Origin of the sequence: uncultured Campylobacter sp. (genome assembly GCF_938018035.1) — a bacterium.
Taxonomy (GTDB): Bacteria; Campylobacterota; Campylobacteria; order Campylobacterales; family Campylobacteraceae; genus Campylobacter_B.
Genome location: NZ_CALIJF010000289.1, coordinates 1 through 18,842, shown reverse-complemented (window position 1 = coordinate 18,842; position 18,842 = coordinate 1). Strand labels below are relative to the sequence as shown.

Genomic DNA, 18,842 nt, shown 5'->3' with positions numbered 1-18,842 from the left:
CCTACAAATCGCCGATCCCTACTACACGCGCGATTTTGAGCGCTGCTACGCAGATATCAAACGCGGCTGCGAGGGACTCTTGCGATACATTAAAAATTCAGACGGAATTTGCTAAAATCCGCGATTAAATTTTAGCGCCATTAAAGAGGCGCGGCTTAAAGTGATAATTCAAGGAAAAATATGTTTAGGCTTTTGATCGTTCCGTATCTGATAATTGAGGCATTTACGACCTATTATTTCGTAAGCGCAAACGGCTTCGCGGCGTATGCGGTGGAGATCGTCATAAGCGCGGTTTTAGGCGGATACGTCGTAGCAAACCGCTCGTGGATGGGCTTTTTCAATCTAATGAAAATCTCGCCGAAAGAAATTTTAAGCGGCGTGGGCTTCGTCGTAGGCGGCGTCTTTCTCATTGCGCCTGGCATTTTCGGCGATATTTTAGGCGTTTGCATAATCACCGCGTCATTTTACTGCGTCACCAGCGACGTGCCTAAATTTAACACGAGCAGAGAAAATTCCGAAAAAAGAGAGCGAAAATTCTGGCGACGCCACCGCGTAAACGACGACGTAATCGACGTAGAGGTGATCGAGGAGAACGAAATCGAGATCCGAAAAAGCATAGGGGAGGAAAAATGAAAAATTTGATCATCGCTACGCGCGGCAGCGTGCTTGCGCTGTGGCAGAGCGAACACATCGCATCGCTGCTTGAAGCGCATGGCATCCGAGCGCAGCTAAAAAGCATGAAAACCAAAGGCGATAAAATTTTAGACACGCCGCTTGCAAAGATCGGCGGCAAGGGGCTTTTTACGAAAGAGCTTGAGGAGAGTATGCTTCGCGGCGAAGCACACATCGCCGTGCATAGCCTAAAAGACGTGCCCGTGGAGTTTCCGCAGGGGCTAGTGCTAGCGGCAATCTGCGCGCGCGAGGATGTGCGCGATGCGATGATTAGCGAAAAATACGCTAAATTTAACGAGCTGCCCCACGGCGCAAAAGTCGGCACTACGAGCCTTCGCCGCAAGATGCAGCTGCTTAGTATGCGGCCTGATTTAGAGATAATCTCCTTGCGCGGCAACGTCCAAACCCGCTTGCGAAAGCTCAAAGACGGAGAATTCGACGCGATCATCTTGGCGATGGCGGGCATCAACCGATTAAATTTGCGCGCCGAAGTGAGACACGTAGCGCCCTTTGAAATCTCGCAGATGATCCCTGCGATGGGGCAAGGAGCGCTCGGCATCGAGGCGGTGGACGAGCCGCAAATCCTGCGCGCGATAGAATTTCTAAAAGACGAACGCGCGATCATCGAAACGACCGTGGAGCGGGATTTCGTTAGGGTTTTGGAGGGCGGCTGCCAGGTGCCGATCGGCATCAATGCGCGCCTTGACGGCGAAAATATCCACATCAGCGCGATAGTGGGCCTACCCGACGGTAGCGAAAGCATCCGCCAAAGCATCGTCGCGCAAAAATCGCAATACCGAAGCGTAGGTGCGGAGCTAGCGCGCGGCTTTATCGAAAAGGGCGCAAAGCAGCTTCTCGCACGCGCTGAGGAGATGGCGAGCCTATAAAAGGCGAAATTTACGGAGTTTTAAAATTTGCAAAATTTTAAAATTTCTAGAATTTATGGACTTTTTAAATTTATAAAATTTCAAAAGATTAAATTTTGAGCTTATTTAGATTTTTTAAAACAGCGGGATTTTCAAAAATTTTTGCCTCGCTCATACTTTGTGCAAGCTGCGCGTTAAGCCTAAACGCCAGCCCCAATGAGGAGCTCGTCCGCTCACTGTTTAGCGACACAAACTTCGATAAAAATCTTTATTTTAAAGGCGAGATGAGAAGCTATTTAAAGCGTAAATTCTACGCGGCGGATAACTATAGCGAAATCACGGTTGCTCCGCTTGGACGCAGCGACGAATTTAGCGAGATTTTTCACGTATTTTTGGGCTCTAAAGAGAAGCACTTCGATCTTTACGTCTATACTAAGGAAGACGGGATCTACGCCGTGCGAGTTTTAGCGCAAACCGCCATTATTGAGGCTATCGTAAGCGAATATGAAAAATTTAACGAGGCGCAAAAACGCGAATTTGAGCAAAGAACTGATGCAGATATCGTAAATTTAAAGCTAATCTTGGCGCCCGATAAAGAACTTATGGAGTTCGGTAAGCAAAATCTAGCGGCATATGAAAAAATTTACGAGCTTTATGCTAGCGGCGAGTCCGAGCGCGCAAAGGCGGAGATCAAAAGCCTGCATCTCTCTCACGCCGAGACGGAGGGCAAAAGATTTATACTACTTATCGGCGGGATCACCGATAACTCCGTGGGCTTTTTGCGGGTGCAAGACGAGGCAGACCTGCCGCAAATGAGCCCTAGCGAGTTTATAATGATAGAAAAAATTGCACCGAATTGGTATCTTTTTAAAACCACATAAAAAAACCCTGCCACAAGCGGGTTTAAGGCTTCGCGGCGATCTAAATTTAAAAGCGTTACCCACGCCTTAACCATACCGCCGATCAAAAAAATCGCGCGAATTTTAAATTTAAGAAGACGATCTGTAAATTCTGCACGCCGTAAATTTTTAAAGAATTTTAAAATTTTTTGAAGTCTAAATTTAAGCAAAGCATCGCCAAAGCGCGTCGCGCTAAATTTAGAATCAAAAGGCGAGATAGTACAGCCTTAAACGCCACTCGGCTTAGACTTAAACTGCGCAAAGTCCACTCCCGTCGCGTCCAAAACCGCCCGCGAATAAAAATAGAGACTGTAAAATAGCTCATCGTCGTAAAAGTGCTCCTCCCAGAGCTCCTCGTCATTCTCATCGCTCTGCGGCCACAGATATTTTTCCGCAAGCATATCCGAAAAGTTCGCCAGCGGCGCTGCGTGCGAGATCTTATCGGCATCATCGCAAATCTCAATCATAAACGCAAAAAACCTGCCGAGCCGAGCCGCGATAAAGCCTGCCGCTTCGTTTTCGCAGTTTTCGTCGTTTCTACTCGCCGCATCATTTTGCCAGCTTTTATCCGCATTTCTATCCGCCGCGTTCTGATTATTTCCGCCGATTTCTTCCGCAGCGGCGTTTTGATTATTTTTATTCGCGTTTTTGCCCGCCACGGCGCGCGCCTGCATAAAGATACGCGCCAAAAACAGCAGCGCAAAAGGGGTTGCGTGCCAAAGCGTACTTTGATGCTCTATCTCGTTAAAAATCTTACTAAGCACGTCCTGGAGGGCCTTGGCGTCAAATTTCTCCCGCTCGCTCGCATTCGAGCTCTTATCCGCCGCGCTATCGGCACTCTTAAATTCCGCCTCTCCGCACTTCGCCGCGTCTGTTTTAAGCTCCGTCTCTCCGCCCGCTTTAAATTTCGCCGCTTCGTTATCTGCCTTTTTAAATTTCGACTCACTCTTTTACGCTAAATTTACGGAATTTTGCGCCGCGCCGCATCTTACCGCATCCGTAGAATTTTGCCCGCAACCGGACCCACTTTTTAAATTTTGCCCTGCTCCGGGCTCGCTTTTTAAATTTTGCTCGTCACTCAAGCCGCGCGCCGCATCACAAGTTTCGATTGCCCGCGCGAGTTTCTCAAAAATTTCAGCAAACTCGCTCGCCCTGCCGTAAGCGGTCGTGAGCCTACTCCACGGCACGTCCTGCACTTTTAAATTTGCGATATATTTTAAATTTTGCTCATTCATTCGCGCTCCTTGCGGATATTTTTAAATTTAAGCCTCGCGAGCCGCTAAAATCTGCGCTTTTGGTTCAAATTTAGCCTCTTTCGCACGCAAATTTGAACCTAACCCAGGCGCAAAATTCTACCTCGTAAGCTCCCTGCTATGCTCGATTAGATCCTCGATCTGCTCGCGCGGCACCGCATCAAGGCAGACGCTGATCCAGTGCTTTTTATTCATATGATAGGCTGCAAAAATCCCTTTTCCGTCACGCAAGATCGCCGCCAAATCGGGCGAAACTTTTAAATTTATCACGTCGCTTGAGCCAGGAAGTGCGCGACCGAGCTTTTCGTTTGCAAGCCCGCGCATCAAAAGCGCAAACCACTTGCGCTTCCCTCCTGCGTGACGAAAAACCGCAAAATTCGGATATTCATCCCACAGATACTCGCCGTCCGCACCATAGCGCTGCTTCATTAGTTTTAGGACGCTGCTGAAGTTCATTCTCGTTCCTTAATATCGATCTTTTCTCTGCGCAATCGCGCCAGCCACTCATCCAGCGTCTTTTCAAAGCCGATCCCCTTGCTTTCGTAAAATTTCGCTGCCTCGCTCATATAGGCCTGCTCGACCCAGCCACCGAAGTCGTGCGGGTATTTGTAGTCTGCGATCTGCTTGTCAGAGTTGATGAGATAGCGCGGCGTAGGCAGCGGCGCAGCGGAGCGGACGAATTTCAAAGCGGCATTGATGCCCAAATACGCGGCGTTTGATTTGGGGCTGTGCGCCAGATAGATCGCGCATTGCCCCAAGATAATGCGAGCCTCGGGGTAGCCGATCTTGCTGACGGCAGTTAGCGTGCTGGCGGCGATATTTAGGGCGTTTGGATTGGCATTGCCGATGTCCTCGCTAGCTAGGATCACCATCCTGCGCGCGATAAAATCCGCGCTCTCGCCCGCATCTATCAGCCTCGCGACATAATACAGCGCGGCGTCGGCGTCGCTTCCGCGCAGGCTTTTTATCATCGCACTGGCAAGCTCGTAATGCAGATCGTCGCTGCTAACGCCCGCAGCCACGGCATTAGCACGCAGCGTACGAAGCGTATCCAGCGTAATGGCGCTGTCCGCTAAAAGCGCAAATTCCAGCAGATTTAACATACTCCTTGCATCGCCGCTGCTGGAGTTTAGCAGGTATTTTCGCGCCTCTTCGTCCATCTCAAAGCCGATCTCGCCCTGTACCCGCGCCAAAAGCGCCTCCAAATCCTCATAGCTAAGCGGCTCAAACTCAAAGATCATCGAGCGCGAGCGGATGCCGCTGCTTAGCACGAACTGCGGATTTTCCGTCGTCGCGCCGATGATGATCGCGGCGTAGTTTTCCATCGGGATTAGCAGCACCTCCTGTTGCGTCTTGCTGAGGCGGTGGATCTCGTCGATGAAAATGAGCGGCTTGATGAGCGAGCCGGCGTGCGAGGATAGAATTTTGCGGATATCCTCGACCTTCAGGCTCGTGGCGTCAAGCTCGTAAAAATCGTAGTTCAGCTCGCTTGCGATCACGCGCGCCATCGTCGTTTTGCCGCTGCCTGCGGCGCCGAAAAATATACTGTGCGGGATGCTGCCTGCGGCGACGAATTTTTTAAAAACCGCTACGATCTTGCCCTGCCCCACGATCTGCTCTAAGCTTTTGGGGCGAAATTTCAAGCTCAAACTCATTTTGCAACCTTAAAAATTTTGCCCCGATGATAGCGTTTTTATGATTAAATTTTGAAATTCGGCTAAATTTAAAGGGCGGAATTTTGAAATTTTATTTACAGCGGAGTTTAGAATTTATGCACAGCGCGGGCTTGAAATTTGCGGCGCGCAGGAGCTTTAAAATTTTAGACAGGATTTTAAAAATTTTATGCCGCGCGCGTGAGTTAGCGATATAAAATTTTGCTGAGTACAGATCGCGCAGATTTGGCGGACTAGGCGGCTTTAAATTTAATGCCCTGCGTTGCGCGGTCGCGCCGTCATACATAGCGCGCCCGCAATTAGCTTGGCGTGCAAGATGAAATTTTAAAATCTAGCCCTATTTTGGGGCTAAATTTTATCTCGCGACGGGCGATGGCCGCTAAATTAGCAAATCAATAAACGCAAAATCAGCAAAGCTAAAAATCGCGATGCTTGCATAAAATCATCGCGCAACCATCGCAACTATCGCCTCGCCCCCGCAGAAATGTATTAATTCTCGCGCCTACGTAACGCGAAAAATGTAAAATATAGTCGGGCAATCGTCGCAATAACCCGCGCGATCGCGCAAAACTCATCGCGCCAATTCCGGCGCCAGCGTAAAATTTAATCTCGAGAAGCTGCGCGCCCGCGTAAAATGCGTAAAATTACCGCGCTAACGCCGCACCCACGCAAAACCGCCGCCTATTTGAAAAGCTCGGTAGAAAGGTACCTCTCGCCGGTATCGCAGAGGATCGTAACGACCACTTTGCCCCTGTTTTCAGCCTTGGCGGCGATCTGTGCGGCAGCATAAACGTTCGCGCCGCTTGAGATACCCACGAGCAAGCCCTCTTTTTGCGCCAGCTGTCTAGCCGCGGCGAACGCATCGTCGTTTTCGACGCTCAAAAAGCCGTCAATGACGCTTCTATCAAGATTATCAGGGATAAAATTTGCGCCGATGCCCTGGATTTTATGGCCGCCCGCACTGCCGCACGTAAGAAGTGGCGAGCTAGCGGGCTCCACACCGTAGGCTTTTAGGTTTGGATTTTTAGATTTTAAAAATTTCGCCGTGCCGCTGAGCGTGCCGCCGGTGCCAAATCCCGCGACTAAAATATCTACCTTGCCGCCGCTTTGCTCCCAAATTTCAGGTCCAGTGCTTTGAAAATGCGCCTTTGGATTGCTCGGGTTATCAAACTGGCTCGGGATGAAGCTATTTGGGGTACTCGCAGCCAGCTCATTTGCCCTATCTACCGCGCCTTTCATTCCGAATTTCGGATCAGTCAGCTCGATTTTAGCGCCGAATGCGGCTATGAGCTTTTGGCGCTCGATACTCATCGAGCTTGGCATCGTTAGGATGAGCTTCATACCGAGCTTCGCTGCGATCATCGCAAGCCCCACACCCGTGTTTCCGCTGGTAGGCTCTATCAAAACGCTATTTTTATCGATTTTGCCCGAGTTTAGCGCGTCTTTTACGATCTGCCACGCGATGCGATCCTTGACCGAGTGGCTTGGGTTTAAAAATTCCGCCTTGGCTAAGATGAGGGCATTTTTGCCAAACGTATTGATTCTGACTAACGGAGTATTGCCGATGAGCTCCGTAACATCGTTTGCTATTTTCATATTTTTCCTTTAAATGCTGAAATTTAAATACTGGACGCTTCGCGCCATCATCTCCTCGTAGCTGCTTAGAGGCTCGTTAAATATCTCTGCCAGCTTGACGTCAAATTTCTCAAAAAACGCCCGCAGTCCAGGATCGCTCATCTGAATGCTAGTCATCCGCAGATCCTTTTCAAGAGCGGTAAAAATTTCACCAAAAGTTATCTCGCTAGCATCTCTGGCTAGGTGATAGCCGCCGTTTTTACCTTTGATGCTACACACTAGCTTTTCGTTTCTAAGGGTATTTAGAATTTGCTCCAAATAATTCTTAGAAACCCCCGTACGCTCGGCGATCTCTTTTATACTTATAGGCGCTACTTCGCTAGCTTTGGCGATCTGCAAAATCGCAGCCAGCCCATAAACGCCCTTTGTGCTTAAAAGTGCCATTATTTCAGTGCCTCACTAAGATCGGAAATCAAATCATTCGCGTCCTCTATACCCACGCTTAGGCGGATTAAGCTCGCAGGCACGCCAGCGCGGTTTAGCTGCTCCTCATTTAGCTGCGAATGCGTCGTGCTCGCAGGATGAGTGATGATCGACTTCGTATCGCCGATATTTGCTACGACGGAGAAAATTTTAACCTTGCTAACCGCCTTTAGCGCTGTTTCTTCGCTATCTACGATGAAGCTCATCAGACTGCTTGCATAGCCGTTTTTAAATTTCGCTTTGATCGCGGCATTAAACGGCGAGCTTGCAAGCCCCGGATAATTGACCTGCTTTACCTTCGGATGATTTTGCAAAAATTCTGCTATTTTTAGCGCGTTTTGCGAGTGCTTTTGCATGCGAAGCGGCAGTGTTTCAAGCCCCTGGATGAGCTGAAACGCGTTAAACGGCGATAGCGTCGCACCAATATCGCGAAGCAAGGACAAACGAATCCTAAGCGTATAAATATCAAAATTATCTACTAAATCCGCATAAATTAAGCCGTGATAGCTCTCATCAGGCTCGTTGAAATGTGCGTAACGCGGATTGCCTTTGAGTTTGGAATTTAATCCTTTGCCCGAAACGATTGCACCAGCGATACTAAGCCCCTGTCCACTTATATATTTGCTAGCGCTGTGGATTACGACATCGGCGCCGTCATCAAGCGGATTGTAAAGCGCAGGGCTTGGGATCGTGTTATCCGCAATCGTTACTACGCCGTACTTATTTGCGATTGTAGCGATTTTAGCGGTATTTGCAACCGAAATTTGAGGATTTGAAAGCGTCTCAAAAAAGATCGCTCTAGTTTTATCATCGATTAAACCTTCCAAATTATCTGCCGTTTCGGAGTCAAAAACCCTAGCTTCGATACCGAAACGCTTGATCGTATGCGCCAAAAGCGTAGTTGCGCCACCGTAAATTTTCTCCGCGATGATGATATTTTCGCCCGCCGCGGCTAAATTTGCCACCGCAAAAAATATCGCCGCCTGCCCACTAGAGACCGCGATTGCGGCTTTGCCGTTTTCCAGCGCCGCAAGTCGCGCCTCAAAAACATCAGTAGTAGGATTTGTCAAACGCCCATAAATCGGCCCTAGATCACGCAGTGCGAAGCGATCGGCGGCCTTTTTGCTAGAACCGAAGTTAAACGCGGTACTTTGATAAATGGGAACCGCCATCGTGCCGTAGCCGGCGACGGAGTCGTAACCAAAATGAGTTGCGAGGGTTTCTTTTTGCATTTTCGTCCTTTGTAAAAAATTTGGCGAATAATAGCTAAATTTTAAAATAAAGTCAAGTATTTTTATATGATTTTAAAATACCTATAATACAGGATTTATAGAAAAAATGTTATTAAAATATAGTTTTATAATATGCGTAATTTTGCCAAAATTTCGAATTTTGCTATAATGCGCGCTTTAATTAAGGAAAGGTCATGCAAATCAAAGAAAAAGATGAGCGCGTTAAATATATCCGCGCATTAGAACGCTTCGTAAAATCCGCCGTAGCACTGCTAAAGCGCGAGGATTTCGACGCAGAGCTTTTTGCGAAGCGAATAGCTAAAAACTACGAAATTTTATCTAAAGCGGCCGCTACAAATCTCGATAGTCCCTACACCAAGGCGCTTGAGAGCTTTGCTAAAAACGTCCTTGATGCTAGCGAGGCAGGACAGATCAGCGATGCCGCGTTTAGATCAGCGCTACAGCATGAAGCAAACGCTCTGCAAAAGCTCAAAAATAATAAGAGTTACAAAAAAGACAAGCACAAAATCGATTTTTTAAAGGATTATTAGATGAAAACCGTGATTTTTGATATGGATGGCACGCTGCTTGACTCTTCGCACGCGATCGAAATCAGCGTCAATAACACTCGCCGCGAGCTCTACGGACTAGCACCGCTGCAAAAGAATTTCATCGTCCGCACCATCAACGATCCAAGCAAAAACGCCTTTTTGGAATTTTACGGCAAAACCGAAGCGAGCGCCGAAGAGCTTGCTTTTTTCGAGAAAGAATTCGTAAGCAATTACCGCGATTTTGCCGTGCTTTACGAGGGTATCGAGGATCTTTTGCACTCGTGCAAAAAAGCAGGATTTTTTCTCGCAGTCGCCTCCAATGCGCCTTCCTATACCCTAAGCGCGATCTTAGAAAAGACGGGGGTGCGCAGGCTATTTGATCTGGTCGTAGGCGCGAACGAGCAGATGCCATCAAAACCCAACCCTGCGATGCTGCTATACGTAATCGCGCGCTCGCCGCACAAAAACGCGATTTTTTTAGGTGATAGCAAAAAAGATGAGCTAGCCGCACTCCGTGGCGCAGAATTTTTACAAAATTTAGAATTTCAAGGCGGCAATGACGGCGAGAGCTTAAATGCTAGCCGTGGCACTAATAGAAAGGATTTCAGCGCTAGCAGCGGAAGCTTAAGCTCTTGCGGCGAAAATCTTAACGCAGATAAAAAATTCCGCCCTAACGACACAGGTGCTGACGGGGCGGCAACGCTAAGCTTTAAAGGTGCCAAAATTTCCGCAAAAGCAGAAGCGACGGAAAGCGCACAAGCTGCAGTAGCGCGATGTTTTCAGGCAAACTTGGCAGATCTAAGAGGCGCAAAACTTGAGTATTTGCAGGTATGCTGGGGGTTTGGCGAGCCTAGCGAACTAAGCCGTAATGCCCTAAGCATCGCGCAAGCGCGCGAAATCATCGGCGGAATTTAAAGCAGCCTGGCTTTTGAGGCATAGCTAAATTAAAAGTAGTATTGTAGCAGGGTAAAATCACGCTTAGGCTCTTAAAACAGAGCAAATTCCATCCTCGCGCACAACGTAAGCGAAATTAAAATTTAAAAATAATCCTTGCGCAGAAAATTCCACTAGCACGAGAAACCGGGATTTCATCTGCGCGAGTGGAATTTAAAATTTTAAAAGTAGCTTTTGTAGTGCGCGATTTTATCTGCGCGAAAAATGAAATTCTATCTGTAAAAGGTGACGGAATTTTAAAAATTTAAAGACGCTCTCTCGCGGCTTAATTTAAAATTTGCCTCGAAAGCCAGACTTAAAATTTAATGCCAAACGCGATTTTAGCATTCTACCGCGTCCATGAAATTTCAAATTCTCGCAAAGCGGCGGAATTTTAAAATTTTAAAAAGCCTGATCTGTGTTATACACACGATTAGATTTTGTGAGAATAGAATTTATCCGCCGTGCAGAAATCAAAATTTTACCGCACAAGCAAAGCTAAAATCCTCTCCGGCTGCGCGAAATCCAAGAATTTTGGCACTCAAACAAAGCAGAATTTTATCCACTCACGCGAAATCTAAAATTTTACTCGCGCCACAGAATTTTAAAATTTCCGCAAAAATCAAGCCGCTTATCTATAAATTAAATTTAAAATTTCGCCTATCTGCAAAGCTTCGCGTTTAATCCGCCACGCGACCAAGATTAAATTTTTAAATTCCACTCGCTCTGCCTATCTTGCAAACAAGTAAAATTAAAATTTATGAGATTTAAAGCCCAAAATCCTGCGCTTAAGCTTAAAATTTACCGCACGCAAATGCAAAATCTGTGCAATCGCTCCTGTTTAAAAGCCCCGATAGTTTGCCGCGCCCTAACCTAAATTAAATTTTACATTTGCTATAATCGCGAAATTTTAAGGAAGGTAAATGGATATTTTTGAAGGTAGCCCAAGAGAGAAATTTTTTGAAATTTTATCCGCTGCAAGCCCTACTTTGGTGCAAAACGAAATCGAAGAAGCTCTAATCCGCCTAATCGCCTGTGAGCGGCTCTGCGAAGCGCGCGGCATTAGCGAGCGCGAGATCGAAAGCTTCATCGCGCAGCAGGATCTACAAGACGAGCTAAACGACAAATTTTTGCAAATGAGCGGAAATATCCTAAGCAACGACGAGTAAAATGCTAGATCAAATTGATTTAATTATGAAAAGCTTCATCGCAGAATGCGGCTATGAGCCCGCTAACGAGATGTTTGATAGGCTAAGCCCCGGCAAAAAACTACGCTCCAAACTGCTACTAAACATCGCGCAAAAAGATGAAAAATCACTGCGTCTGTGCGCGATCATCGAGCTCATTCAAGCCGCAAGCCTGCTGCACGACGACGTCATCGACGAAAGCTCTGTGCGCCGCGGCAAACCCTCGATCAACGCCACCTACGGCTCCAAAAACGCCGTGATGTTGGGCGACATACTCTATTCCAAGGCATACTTCGAGCTTTCTAAATTTGAAAGCCGCATCGCCGCCGCGCTTTCGGGCGCCGTCACGAAGCTTGCTGTGGGTGAGCTAATGGACGTGAGCTTAAGCGACGATTTCAACGACGATGCGAGCAAATATCTGCAGATGATCTATCTAAAAACCTCCGCTTTGATCGAAGAAGTCGCGCGCTGCGGGGCTTTTTTGAAATTCGGCGGCGCGGAAAATCGCAGCGAAATTTCAGATATTAACGGCGCAAAAAACGAGGTCGAAATTCCAAGCGCCGCGAAAGATCATGATGAAATTTCAAGCGCGAGCGTAAAATTCGGCGAATACGGCAAAAATTTGGGGCTTGCCTTTCAGATCATCGACGATATTTTAGACGTCACACAAAGCTCAGAAGCGCTAGGTAAGCCGAGCTTGAGCGATTTCGCGGAGGGTAAAACCACCCTGCCCTACATCTATTTGTACGAAAATTTAGATGATGCGCAGCGGCAAAAGCTAAAAACGTTTTTTAAAAAACAGCTGCACGGGAGCGAAATTTCATGGATCAAAGCGAAGCTTAGCGAGCACGGCATCATCGAGCGCTGTATAAACGAAGCTCGAGCCTACGGGCAGAAGGCACTCGAAGCCGTGGCGGAATTTAAAAACGACAAGCTGGAGCAAATCGTGCGAGATATGATAGATAGGGAGTTTTGATGGCGTATATGAGCGTGAGCTTCACCCACAAAAACACGGATATCACGGTTCGCGAGAAACTTTCGTTTTCAAACGATGTGCGCAAGAAAGAAATTTTGCGCCTTTTGGCTTCAAACTCCGCGATAGAGGAGTGTTTGGTACTTAGCACCTGCAACCGCGTAGAAATTTTTACCGTCGTAAGCGACTTTGATGAAGCGCAAAAGTTCGTGCTTTTGGCACTTTCGCGCGTAAGCGGCGTGAGCTACGACGAGCTAGCCGAGCGTGCCGATATTTACGAAGATTACGGCGCGATACACCACCTTTTCGCCGTCGCAGCCTCTCTTGATAGCCTCGTAGTGGGCGAAACGCAGATCGTAGGCCAGCTCAAAGACGCCTATAAATTCGCGATGCAAAACGCTCGCGCCGGCGCGCAGATCGCAAGAGCGATAGATGAAGCGCTAAAGTGCGCGGCGCGCATCCGCAACCAAACCGAAATTTCAAAAAATCCGATCTCGGTCTCAAGCGTCGCCGTGGCGATGGCAAAGGATAGACTGGGCTCCTTGCAGGGCGCGGACGCCGTGGTAGTGGGCGCGGGAGAGATGAGCGAGCTAGCGTGCAAACACCTGCTCGCAAGCGGCGCGAATATCACGATCTTGAACCGAAATTTAGCCGGTGCGCAGAGGCTAGCCGCCTCGCTACTTGGCGAGAATTCCTTGGATGCGAAAGATTGCGCGGATGAAAATCCCGGCACAGGAAAAAATTCAGACGGCTTAAATTCCGGAAATGTCGCGAATTTCGCGGGCGAAAATCCCAAGGACGATAAAAATTCCACCGCCTGCGCAAATTCCTTCGCGCAGGTACAATCCCGTATTAAAATCGATAGCCTTGATAATCTCAAAAAATATCTAAACGTAAATAGCCTATTTTTCAGCGCCACCGGTTCGCAAGAGCCCGTTATCACCGATACTTTGTTGGAGCCGCAAGGATTTAAGCGCTACTTTTTCGACATCGCCGTGCCGCGCGACGTGGAGCTTAGCCAGAGCGAAGACATCGAGGTTTATAGCGTCGATGATCTGGAGGAGATCGTAAAGAAAAATTTGCTGCTTCGCGAGGAGCAGGCGCAGATCGCTTACTCGATCGTGGCAAAATGCACGAATGAATTTTTCAAATGGCTCAGAGCGGCGGCATCCACGCCGATCATCAAGGCTTTGCGCCAAAGCGCGAAACAAGTAGCCGAGCTGGAGCTAGCCAAAGCGCTTAAAAAGGGCTATCTAAAGCACAGCGATGCGGAGGAGGCGCGCAAGCTGATCCATCAGGTTTTTAAAGCGTTTCTGCACGCTCCGACGGTAAATTTGAAAAACCTCGGCGAAGCGGACGATGCTGACGGCACAGTAAACGCGCTGGTCGAAATTTTTGAACTGCAAGAAAACTACGAAAAATTTTTAAATCAAGAAAACGAGAAAAAGGACAGACAGAATGAAATTTAGCAAGCTTTTCGCTCCGAGCCTAAAAGAGGCCCCCAGAGACGCGGTACTACCTAGCCACGCGCTTTTGATCCGCGCGGGATTTATCGAGCAGCTGGGCAGCGGGCTTTATAATTTTTTGCCGCTAGGAAAGATAGTGCTAGAGCGGATCTGCGCCGTCATCAGGCAGGAGATGGACGCTGCGGGCGCGCAGGAGGTCTCTTTTAGCGTCGTGACGTCTGCGGATGCGTGGAAAAAAAGCGGTCGTTACGCCAAATACGGCAAGGAGCTGCTGCGCTTCAAAGACCGCAAGGATAACGACTTCGTGCTAAGCCCTACCAACGAGGAAGCGGCGGTTTTGATGGTAGCGGATAAGATCACGAGCTACAAGCAGCTGCCGCTAAATATCTATCAGATCAATACGAAATTCCGCGACGAGGCGCGCCCTCGCTTCGGGCTTCTGCGCGGACGCGAATTTATAATGAAAGATGGCTATAGCTTTCACGCAGACGCTGCGGATATGAAGCGTGAGTTTGAGGTGATGAGACAGGCGTACTCGCAGATTTTTACGCGACTTGGGTTAAATTTTCGCGCGGTTGACGCGGACAGCGGCGCGATCGGCGGCAGCGGCAGCAAGGAGTTTATGGTGCTAGCGGATAACGGCGAGGACGATATCGTCGTGTGCAAGCGCTGCGAGTATGCCGCAAATATCGAGGCTGCGCGCCGCGCGCCCAAAACCACGAACGCCGCCGCGCCCGAGACCGATGGCATGATGAAATTTAAAACCCCCGCGATGAAAACGATCGACGCGGTGGCGGAATTTTTCAAAGTGGATAAATTCTACACTATCAAAGCGGTGATCAAAAAAGCGCTATACGAGGATCGCGGCAAGATCGTAGCGTTTTTTATCCGCGGCTGCGACGAGCTGCAAGAGACCAAGGCGCAAAACGCCGCAGGCGCGCTGGAACTAATCGATGCCAGCGAGGAGGAGATCGCGCAAGCGGGCTTTACGGCGGGCTTTTGCGGACCTTTCGGGCTCGGCGAGGGAGCTAAATTTTACATCGATGCCGAGCTAAAAGGAGCGCGCGAGATGATTGCGGGCGCGAACGAGCCCGATTACCACTACGTGGGCGCTAGCGTGATAAATTTTAACGAATCGCGCTTTGCGGATCTTACCGCCGTGGGCGAAGGCGACGCATGTCCGTGCTGCGGCGGCGAGCTTGGCATCACGAAAGGCATCGAAGTGGGCCATATCTTTCAGCTCGGCACGCGCTATTCCGAGCCGATGGGAGCGCGATTTTTGGACGCAAACGGCAAGGCTCGTGCGTTTTACATGGGCTGCTACGGCATCGGCGCAAGCCGCCTTATCGCCGTAGCGATCGAAAGCAGCCACGATGAGCGAGGCTGCGTGTGGCCGCGCGAGCTGGCGCCTTTCGAGCTTGAGATCATCATTTCAAATCACAAAGACGCGGCTACGGTAGAATTTGCCGAGAAACTATACGAGCAGTGCCGCGAGCGCGGTATCCGCGTGCTACTTGATGATCGCGCGGAGCGTTTCGGCGTGAAGATGAACGACTTCGAGCTGATGGGCTTTCCGTACGCGGTGCTCGTGGGCAAAGCCCTAGCGGAGGGAAGTGTCGAGTTCATCACTCGCGCAGGCCTAAAGCGGCAGAGCGTAAGCGCGAATGAAATTTTAAAATTTATAGAGAAAAAATTAGCCTAGAAAAATTAGTAAGCGCATGAAATTTAGCCCTAAATTTGGGCTAAATTTTTCCGCCATATTTTGAAATTTGCGAGCTGATTTTGCTACGCGGCGCGGCGTGAAATTTTATAAATTTACCGCGCTAGCCGCAGTGAGAATAGGTTTTTGAGCTCGGACAGGGCATAAATTTTATAAATTTACTATGTTGCCGCGCAGAGATACCGTCAAGGCGCAACGATAAAAATTTATGCTTAAGCCGCACCGCCATTTCACTGCGGCTAAATTTGAAAGCATGAGTTTGCGCGCGGTACCGCACCGCCTTCTAAGCCGCACGTAAATAAAATTTCCGCCTTTGACCGCGCAAACAAAAAGTAAAGAGCGCGTTTCCGCCGCTCTCGCAAAATGCCAAAACAAAATTCCGTGATAAAACTCTGGTCTCTACCCGCCCTTTTTCAAAACGATTTTAAAAAGTAAAATTTAAACCGCGATTTCACTTTTCTGATTTCGCTATTTAAATTTAAGATTTAAATTTCGCGGCACAGCGGACGCGTAAATTTAATCAGCGCGCAAAAGCCGATCCGAAATTTTACCAGGTCAAAATTTTGCCTAAATTTATTTGGCGACGACCGAGTTTAAATTTTATTCGTAGGTTTTTCGTAGTAGCCCCATTTGACGCGGTATTTTCTCCTCGCTATCCGAATCAAAACGATCTGAACGATCAAAAGCGCAAGCGCACCGCCGCCCCATTTCAAATATGTGATTTTATAGGAATCGGATATGGTATTGTAATAAAACCTGGTTGCAAAAGCATAATCGTATTTTAAAACTATTTGCCCGTCTTTAAGGACGATCTGCCGTGCAAGGTCGGTATCGACCCCGATCCTTTGGTACCAAATTTTTACCTCTTTGTCGTATATCGCAGCCTTGTATCCATCTATCTCGGTACTATAAACATCTAAATAAAAACGCCTCTGTTTAAGCGCGCCATCCACCAAATTTAACTTATAATAACTAGTCCCTCTGCTCTTATTCGTTTGCACATATATGACGCGCCCCTCTATGGTCTGCAAATCCTCAGGGCTAGACGGCAGCACGGCCGTGTAGGACATATACAGCGCCGCATCCGCGCCAAGGATAAAAAACAGCAGCACGCATCTTAAAAGCGTATTCATCTGATTAAAGCTAGCGATCTTTTTTTCATCGTATTTTGTATCAAAAAGCATCAAATCTCTTTTGTTTAAATTTTATTTCGGCGCTTCATCCTGGCGCGCCGTAGCAGCAGAAAAGCGGAGCTACGTCACTCCAAACTTTCACGATCTTTAAATCCGTACTTCTGTAGCCAATACGGCTCGGTTTTTCCGGCGCCGTGCGCGATACAAGGCGCCGCTTCTGCCAAAATTTAGCTTGGATTTTCATTCATTTTCATTCGACGAAGCGTAAATTTAAAAGCTAAATTTAAAAAGCGCGCGAAAGAAATATTTCTCTTTTTAAATTACGCTAAAATTTTATCCAAAATGCGGCAAGCTCGTAGCCGCGGGGCTCGCCTAACCCGCTCAAGCTTTCAAACGCAAGCGTAACGCTGCTGCTTAAGTCTAGCTTCAAACCCTCATCCGTTGCGCGCTCGCGATACTCGATCCGCTCACGATTTAAAGCGCTTTTTACGGTCGCAAGATCGATAGGAGCAGGGCAGCCCGATAATATCCAAGGCTTTATTTCGATTTGCCGCGCCCTTGCGCCTCCGAAATCCAAAGGCTCGCTTCTGAAATGATCCGAAAAAATCATAAAAATTTCGCCCCGAAAAAAGTGAAACTCAAAGGCGCCGTATTTTAAAATTTCAGCTCCAGCGCTCTTAAAGCTTGCGTCCGCAGAGCCGAACATCGAGGCGATCTGCGCGCAGCTCAATCCACTTTTTACGTTATCAAACTCGCCCGAGCGAAAGAATTTAAGCATATCGATTTTTAACATCTCTTTCCCTGTAAACACACATCGTGCCTCTTAAAGCCACTAGCAGCACTGAACGGCACGCTAATAGTTACACGAGCCAGCCATCGCGCTCATCCATGCTTAGACACTCGCTGACATGGCACTAACGAGCAACGGCAAGCTAGACGCGTACATCACATAAAAGTGCGCCGCGTAAAATTTTATCTCGCACCGAGCTAAAATACAGCGCATTTGCAAAATTTAAAACGATCGCAAAATGCCACGTCGTTTCGCAAGTTTTATTTCGCACCGACTTAGAAGCTGCGACAGCCGTATGAAATTTTATATAGTGACTGCATAAATCGCGCGCCGCAAGACTTGAAATTTCACGCTGCAACACCGCAAATTTCACACCTCCCGCACATCACGCAGTGTCAGTCAGCCGAGCAAAGCTCGAATCTCGCGATTTACGAAAACCTCGCGCATCGCAAGCCACACTCGAACAAGTACTGCTTGGCATTATTTTAAAATTTCACAAGCGTCGTAATATCCGACTTTAAGAAGCGATCTTATAAATCCGCTTTAGCTCATCTGGCGCTGTACTATGAGCAGATAAACTCGTTTGAGCCCGTTAAGGCTAGCCGAAAACCTTTTTTAAATGCGCTTCGTAATCTCTCATAAAACGCTCTACGTCCGGGTTTTTAATGACGTCGTTGCACATAAAAGTAGGCAGCCTTTTCGCGCCTAAAAACTCGTTGGCTTTATGAAAATGCAGATAAACGCCGCCCACGCCCACGCCCTCAAAAAAATCGCCCGGCTTATCAAACGCTTGAAGCGGCGCATTCCAAGTAACGCTTAGCATGTGCGATTGATTTACCCTTTATTAGTTCCGCCGGTGCCGTAGCCGTCGTTTGCCACTATCTTGCCTATGCCGCCCATAAACACCTCGTCCACGTATTTTTTGACTAGCCAAGGCTCGCCCATCCACCACGCGGGCATCTGCCAGATCACGGCATCCATCCATAGAAATTTTTCTACCTCACCATCTATATCGTAGCCCTCAAATATCGTAGTTTCGCGCGTTTCGTGCCCTAAGGCTTGTAGCGTTTTTTTGGCTAACTCGTGCAAAGTTTTGTTTAGCTTGCCGCCTTTGCCGTTAAACGGCGCTCCGCCGTTGATAAGTAATATTTTCATTTTGATCCTTTGATTAAATTTATTCGTTAGCGGCTTGCCGCGCCTAAATTTAAATTCTGCCTTGCGCCTTATATGCGAACGCAAGCGTAAATTTTACAAAGCGCTTATTGCTAAATTTTACTTTCGCGCCGCAGTTTAGCGTCCTAAAATTTCAAATTTATCGCCGTGCACCGCAATCGCCTCGGCGTTATTTATCGGCGCCAAATTTAGCTTGCCGCCGTAAGCTTTTAAAATTTCAGCCGCGCTTTGCACGAACGGCTCCTCGCCGTAGTGCGGCACGG

General features: G+C 48.1%; 21 protein-coding genes and 1 pseudogene. 11 read left to right on the top strand and 11 right to left on the bottom strand.

Translation table 11 applies throughout. The features are described 5' to 3' along the window. The first annotated feature begins 180 nt into the window (after positions 1-180). The 3 genes from Q0257_RS08705 to Q0257_RS08695 all read left to right on the top strand — a co-directional run bounded on the left by Q0257_RS08705 (position 181) and on the right by Q0257_RS08695 (position 2,419). Positions 181-633: an FxsA family protein gene (locus Q0257_RS08705; RefSeq protein ID WP_298024117.1), complete on the top strand. Its 453-nt coding sequence runs from the start codon at positions 181-183 to the stop codon at positions 631-633. Next, positions 630-1,559, top strand: coding sequence for a hydroxymethylbilane synthase (gene hemC, locus Q0257_RS08700; RefSeq protein ID WP_298024114.1), 930 nt, complete (start codon positions 630-632; stop codon positions 1,557-1,559). Before Q0257_RS08705 ends, hemC begins: the two co-directional genes overlap by 4 nt. A gap of 95 nt (positions 1,560-1,654) precedes the next feature. Beyond that, positions 1,655-2,419, top strand: coding sequence for a hypothetical protein (locus Q0257_RS08695; RefSeq protein ID WP_298024111.1), 765 nt, complete (start codon positions 1,655-1,657; stop codon positions 2,417-2,419). A 245-nt stretch (positions 2,420-2,664) separates the two neighbouring features. Here the strand turns inward: Q0257_RS08695 and Q0257_RS08690 are convergent, their stop codons facing one another. The 4 genes from Q0257_RS08690 to Q0257_RS08675 all read right to left on the bottom strand — a co-directional run bounded on the left by Q0257_RS08690 (position 2,665) and on the right by Q0257_RS08675 (position 5,345). Next, positions 2,665-3,201 (bottom strand): hypothetical protein, encoded by a 537-nt coding sequence (locus tag Q0257_RS08690; protein WP_298024108.1) that lies wholly within the window; start codon positions 3,199-3,201, stop codon positions 2,665-2,667. A 186-nt stretch (positions 3,202-3,387) separates the two neighbouring features. After that, the gene (locus Q0257_RS08685) at positions 3,388-3,672 is read right to left on the bottom strand and encodes a hypothetical protein (protein WP_298024106.1); all 285 of its coding nucleotides are present in this window, start codon (positions 3,670-3,672) and stop codon (positions 3,388-3,390) included. Positions 3,673-3,789: 117 nt separating this feature from the next. Then, the gene (locus tag Q0257_RS08680; RefSeq protein WP_298024104.1) at positions 3,790-4,146 is read right to left on the bottom strand and encodes an MmcQ/YjbR family DNA-binding protein; all 357 of its coding nucleotides are present in this window, start codon (positions 4,144-4,146) and stop codon (positions 3,790-3,792) included. Beyond that, positions 4,143-5,345, bottom strand: coding sequence for a replication-associated recombination protein A (locus Q0257_RS08675; RefSeq protein WP_298024101.1), 1,203 nt, complete (start codon positions 5,343-5,345; stop codon positions 4,143-4,145). The genes Q0257_RS08680 and Q0257_RS08675 overlap by 4 nt, the downstream gene beginning before the upstream one ends. 83 nt (positions 5,346-5,428) lie before the next feature. On the opposite strand from Q0257_RS08675, the gene Q0257_RS08670 reads away from it, so the two are divergent. After that, positions 5,429-5,560 (top strand): hypothetical protein, encoded by a 132-nt coding sequence (locus tag Q0257_RS08670; protein WP_298024098.1) that lies wholly within the window; start codon positions 5,429-5,431, stop codon positions 5,558-5,560. Between the two features lie 484 nt (positions 5,561-6,044). Here Q0257_RS08670 and cysK read toward each other — a convergent pair whose 3' ends face one another. From cysK to Q0257_RS08655, 3 genes are read right to left on the bottom strand one after another with little or no spacing between them, the layout of a single operon-like run. Continuing rightward, positions 6,045-6,959, bottom strand: a complete 915-nt coding sequence (gene cysK, locus Q0257_RS08665) for a cysteine synthase A (protein WP_298024095.1) — start codon at positions 6,957-6,959, stop codon at positions 6,045-6,047. Between the two features lie 9 nt (positions 6,960-6,968). Next, a complete protein-coding gene (locus Q0257_RS08660) occupies positions 6,969-7,382 on the bottom strand; it encodes an Rrf2 family transcriptional regulator (protein WP_177387438.1) in 414 nt (137 codons plus the stop codon). Then, positions 7,382-8,653: an aminotransferase class I/II-fold pyridoxal phosphate-dependent enzyme gene (locus tag Q0257_RS08655; RefSeq protein ID WP_298024092.1), complete on the bottom strand. Its 1,272-nt coding sequence runs from the start codon at positions 8,651-8,653 to the stop codon at positions 7,382-7,384. The genes Q0257_RS08660 and Q0257_RS08655 overlap by 1 nt, the downstream gene beginning before the upstream one ends. A 194-nt stretch (positions 8,654-8,847) precedes the next feature. On the opposite strand from Q0257_RS08655, the gene Q0257_RS08650 reads away from it, so the two are divergent. From Q0257_RS08650 to Q0257_RS08620, 7 genes are all read left to right on the top strand, one after another. After that, positions 8,848-9,204: a hypothetical protein gene (locus Q0257_RS08650; protein WP_298024090.1), complete on the top strand. Its 357-nt coding sequence runs from the start codon at positions 8,848-8,850 to the stop codon at positions 9,202-9,204. After that, positions 9,205-10,119 carry an HAD family hydrolase gene (locus Q0257_RS08645; protein ID WP_298024087.1) on the top strand — a complete coding sequence of 305 codons (915 nt, stop codon included), beginning with the start codon at positions 9,205-9,207 and terminating at the stop codon, positions 10,117-10,119. A 378-nt stretch (positions 10,120-10,497) separates the two neighbouring features. Then, on the top strand, positions 10,498-10,821 hold the full coding sequence (locus Q0257_RS08640; RefSeq protein WP_298024084.1) for a hypothetical protein: 324 nt from the start codon (positions 10,498-10,500) through the stop codon (positions 10,819-10,821). A gap of 239 nt (positions 10,822-11,060) precedes the next feature. Further along, a complete protein-coding gene (locus Q0257_RS08635) occupies positions 11,061-11,306 on the top strand; it encodes a DUF2018 family protein (protein ID WP_298024081.1) in 246 nt (81 codons plus the stop codon). Position 11,307: 1 nt separating this feature from the next. Continuing rightward, complete coding sequence (locus Q0257_RS08630; RefSeq protein WP_298024078.1) at positions 11,308-12,300, top strand: polyprenyl synthetase family protein; 993 nt, start codon at positions 11,308-11,310, stop codon at positions 12,298-12,300. Next, positions 12,300-13,766 carry a glutamyl-tRNA reductase gene (gene hemA, locus Q0257_RS08625; RefSeq protein WP_298024075.1) on the top strand — a complete coding sequence of 489 codons (1,467 nt, stop codon included), beginning with the start codon at positions 12,300-12,302 and terminating at the stop codon, positions 13,764-13,766. Before Q0257_RS08630 ends, hemA begins: the two co-directional genes overlap by 1 nt. After that, positions 13,756-15,465 (top strand): proline--tRNA ligase, encoded by a 1,710-nt coding sequence (locus Q0257_RS08620; protein WP_298024073.1) that lies wholly within the window; start codon positions 13,756-13,758, stop codon positions 15,463-15,465. Before hemA ends, Q0257_RS08620 begins: the two co-directional genes overlap by 11 nt. A 611-nt stretch (positions 15,466-16,076) precedes the next feature. On the opposite strand, the gene Q0257_RS08615 is transcribed toward Q0257_RS08620, so the two are convergent. The 4 genes and pseudogenes from Q0257_RS08615 to Q0257_RS08600 all read right to left on the bottom strand — a co-directional run bounded on the left by Q0257_RS08615 (position 16,077) and on the right by Q0257_RS08600 (position 18,561). Then, positions 16,077-16,667, bottom strand: coding sequence for a hypothetical protein (locus Q0257_RS08615; protein ID WP_298024069.1), 591 nt, complete (start codon positions 16,665-16,667; stop codon positions 16,077-16,079). A gap of 274 nt (positions 16,668-16,941) precedes the next feature. Next, positions 16,942-17,409, bottom strand: a complete 468-nt coding sequence (locus tag Q0257_RS08610; protein ID WP_298024066.1) for a hypothetical protein — start codon at positions 17,407-17,409, stop codon at positions 16,942-16,944. A 139-nt stretch (positions 17,410-17,548) separates the two neighbouring features. Beyond that, the gene (locus Q0257_RS08605; protein ID WP_298024064.1) at positions 17,549-17,779 is read right to left on the bottom strand and encodes a hypothetical protein; all 231 of its coding nucleotides are present in this window, start codon (positions 17,777-17,779) and stop codon (positions 17,549-17,551) included. Positions 17,780-18,004: 225 nt separating this feature from the next. Then, positions 18,005-18,561: pseudogene (locus tag Q0257_RS08600) on the bottom strand (NAD(P)H-dependent oxidoreductase). Between the last annotated feature and the right edge of the window lie 281 nt (positions 18,562-18,842).

Excerpts from the sequence above, each read along its gene's own strand:
- Q0257_RS08645 (WP_298024087.1), top strand. The coding sequence starts at position 9,205 with ATGAAAACCGTGATTTTTGATATGGATGGCACGCTGCTTGACTCTTCG.
- Q0257_RS08635 (WP_298024081.1), top strand. The coding sequence starts at position 11,061 with ATGGATATTTTTGAAGGTAGCCCAAGAGAGAAATTTTTTGAAATTTTA.
- Q0257_RS08675 (WP_298024101.1), bottom strand. The coding sequence starts at position 5,345 with ATGAGTTTGAGCTTGAAATTTCGCCCCAAAAGCTTAGAGCAGATCGTG.
- hemA (WP_298024075.1), top strand. The coding sequence starts at position 12,300 with ATGGCGTATATGAGCGTGAGCTTCACCCACAAAAACACGGATATCACG.
- Q0257_RS08705 (WP_298024117.1), top strand. The coding sequence starts at position 181 with ATGTTTAGGCTTTTGATCGTTCCGTATCTGATAATTGAGGCATTTACG.
- Q0257_RS08680 (WP_298024104.1), bottom strand. The coding sequence starts at position 4,146 with ATGAACTTCAGCAGCGTCCTAAAACTAATGAAGCAGCGCTATGGTGCG.
- Q0257_RS08610 (WP_298024066.1), bottom strand. The coding sequence starts at position 17,409 with ATGTTAAAAATCGATATGCTTAAATTCTTTCGCTCGGGCGAGTTTGAT.
- Q0257_RS08685 (WP_298024106.1), bottom strand. The coding sequence starts at position 3,672 with ATGAATGAGCAAAATTTAAAATATATCGCAAATTTAAAAGTGCAGGAC.
- cysK (WP_298024095.1), bottom strand. The coding sequence starts at position 6,959 with ATGAAAATAGCAAACGATGTTACGGAGCTCATCGGCAATACTCCGTTA.
- Q0257_RS08620 (WP_298024073.1), top strand. The coding sequence starts at position 13,756 with ATGAAATTTAGCAAGCTTTTCGCTCCGAGCCTAAAAGAGGCCCCCAGA.
- Q0257_RS08640 (WP_298024084.1), top strand. The coding sequence starts at position 10,498 with ATGAAATTTCAAATTCTCGCAAAGCGGCGGAATTTTAAAATTTTAAAA.
- Q0257_RS08630 (WP_298024078.1), top strand. The coding sequence starts at position 11,308 with ATGCTAGATCAAATTGATTTAATTATGAAAAGCTTCATCGCAGAATGC.
- Q0257_RS08650 (WP_298024090.1), top strand. The coding sequence starts at position 8,848 with ATGCAAATCAAAGAAAAAGATGAGCGCGTTAAATATATCCGCGCATTA.
- Q0257_RS08660 (WP_177387438.1), bottom strand. The coding sequence starts at position 7,382 with ATGGCACTTTTAAGCACAAAGGGCGTTTATGGGCTGGCTGCGATTTTG.
- Q0257_RS08615 (WP_298024069.1), bottom strand. The coding sequence starts at position 16,667 with ATGCTTTTTGATACAAAATACGATGAAAAAAAGATCGCTAGCTTTAAT.
- Q0257_RS08655 (WP_298024092.1), bottom strand. The coding sequence starts at position 8,653 with ATGCAAAAAGAAACCCTCGCAACTCATTTTGGTTACGACTCCGTCGCC.
- hemC (WP_298024114.1), top strand. The coding sequence starts at position 630 with ATGAAAAATTTGATCATCGCTACGCGCGGCAGCGTGCTTGCGCTGTGG.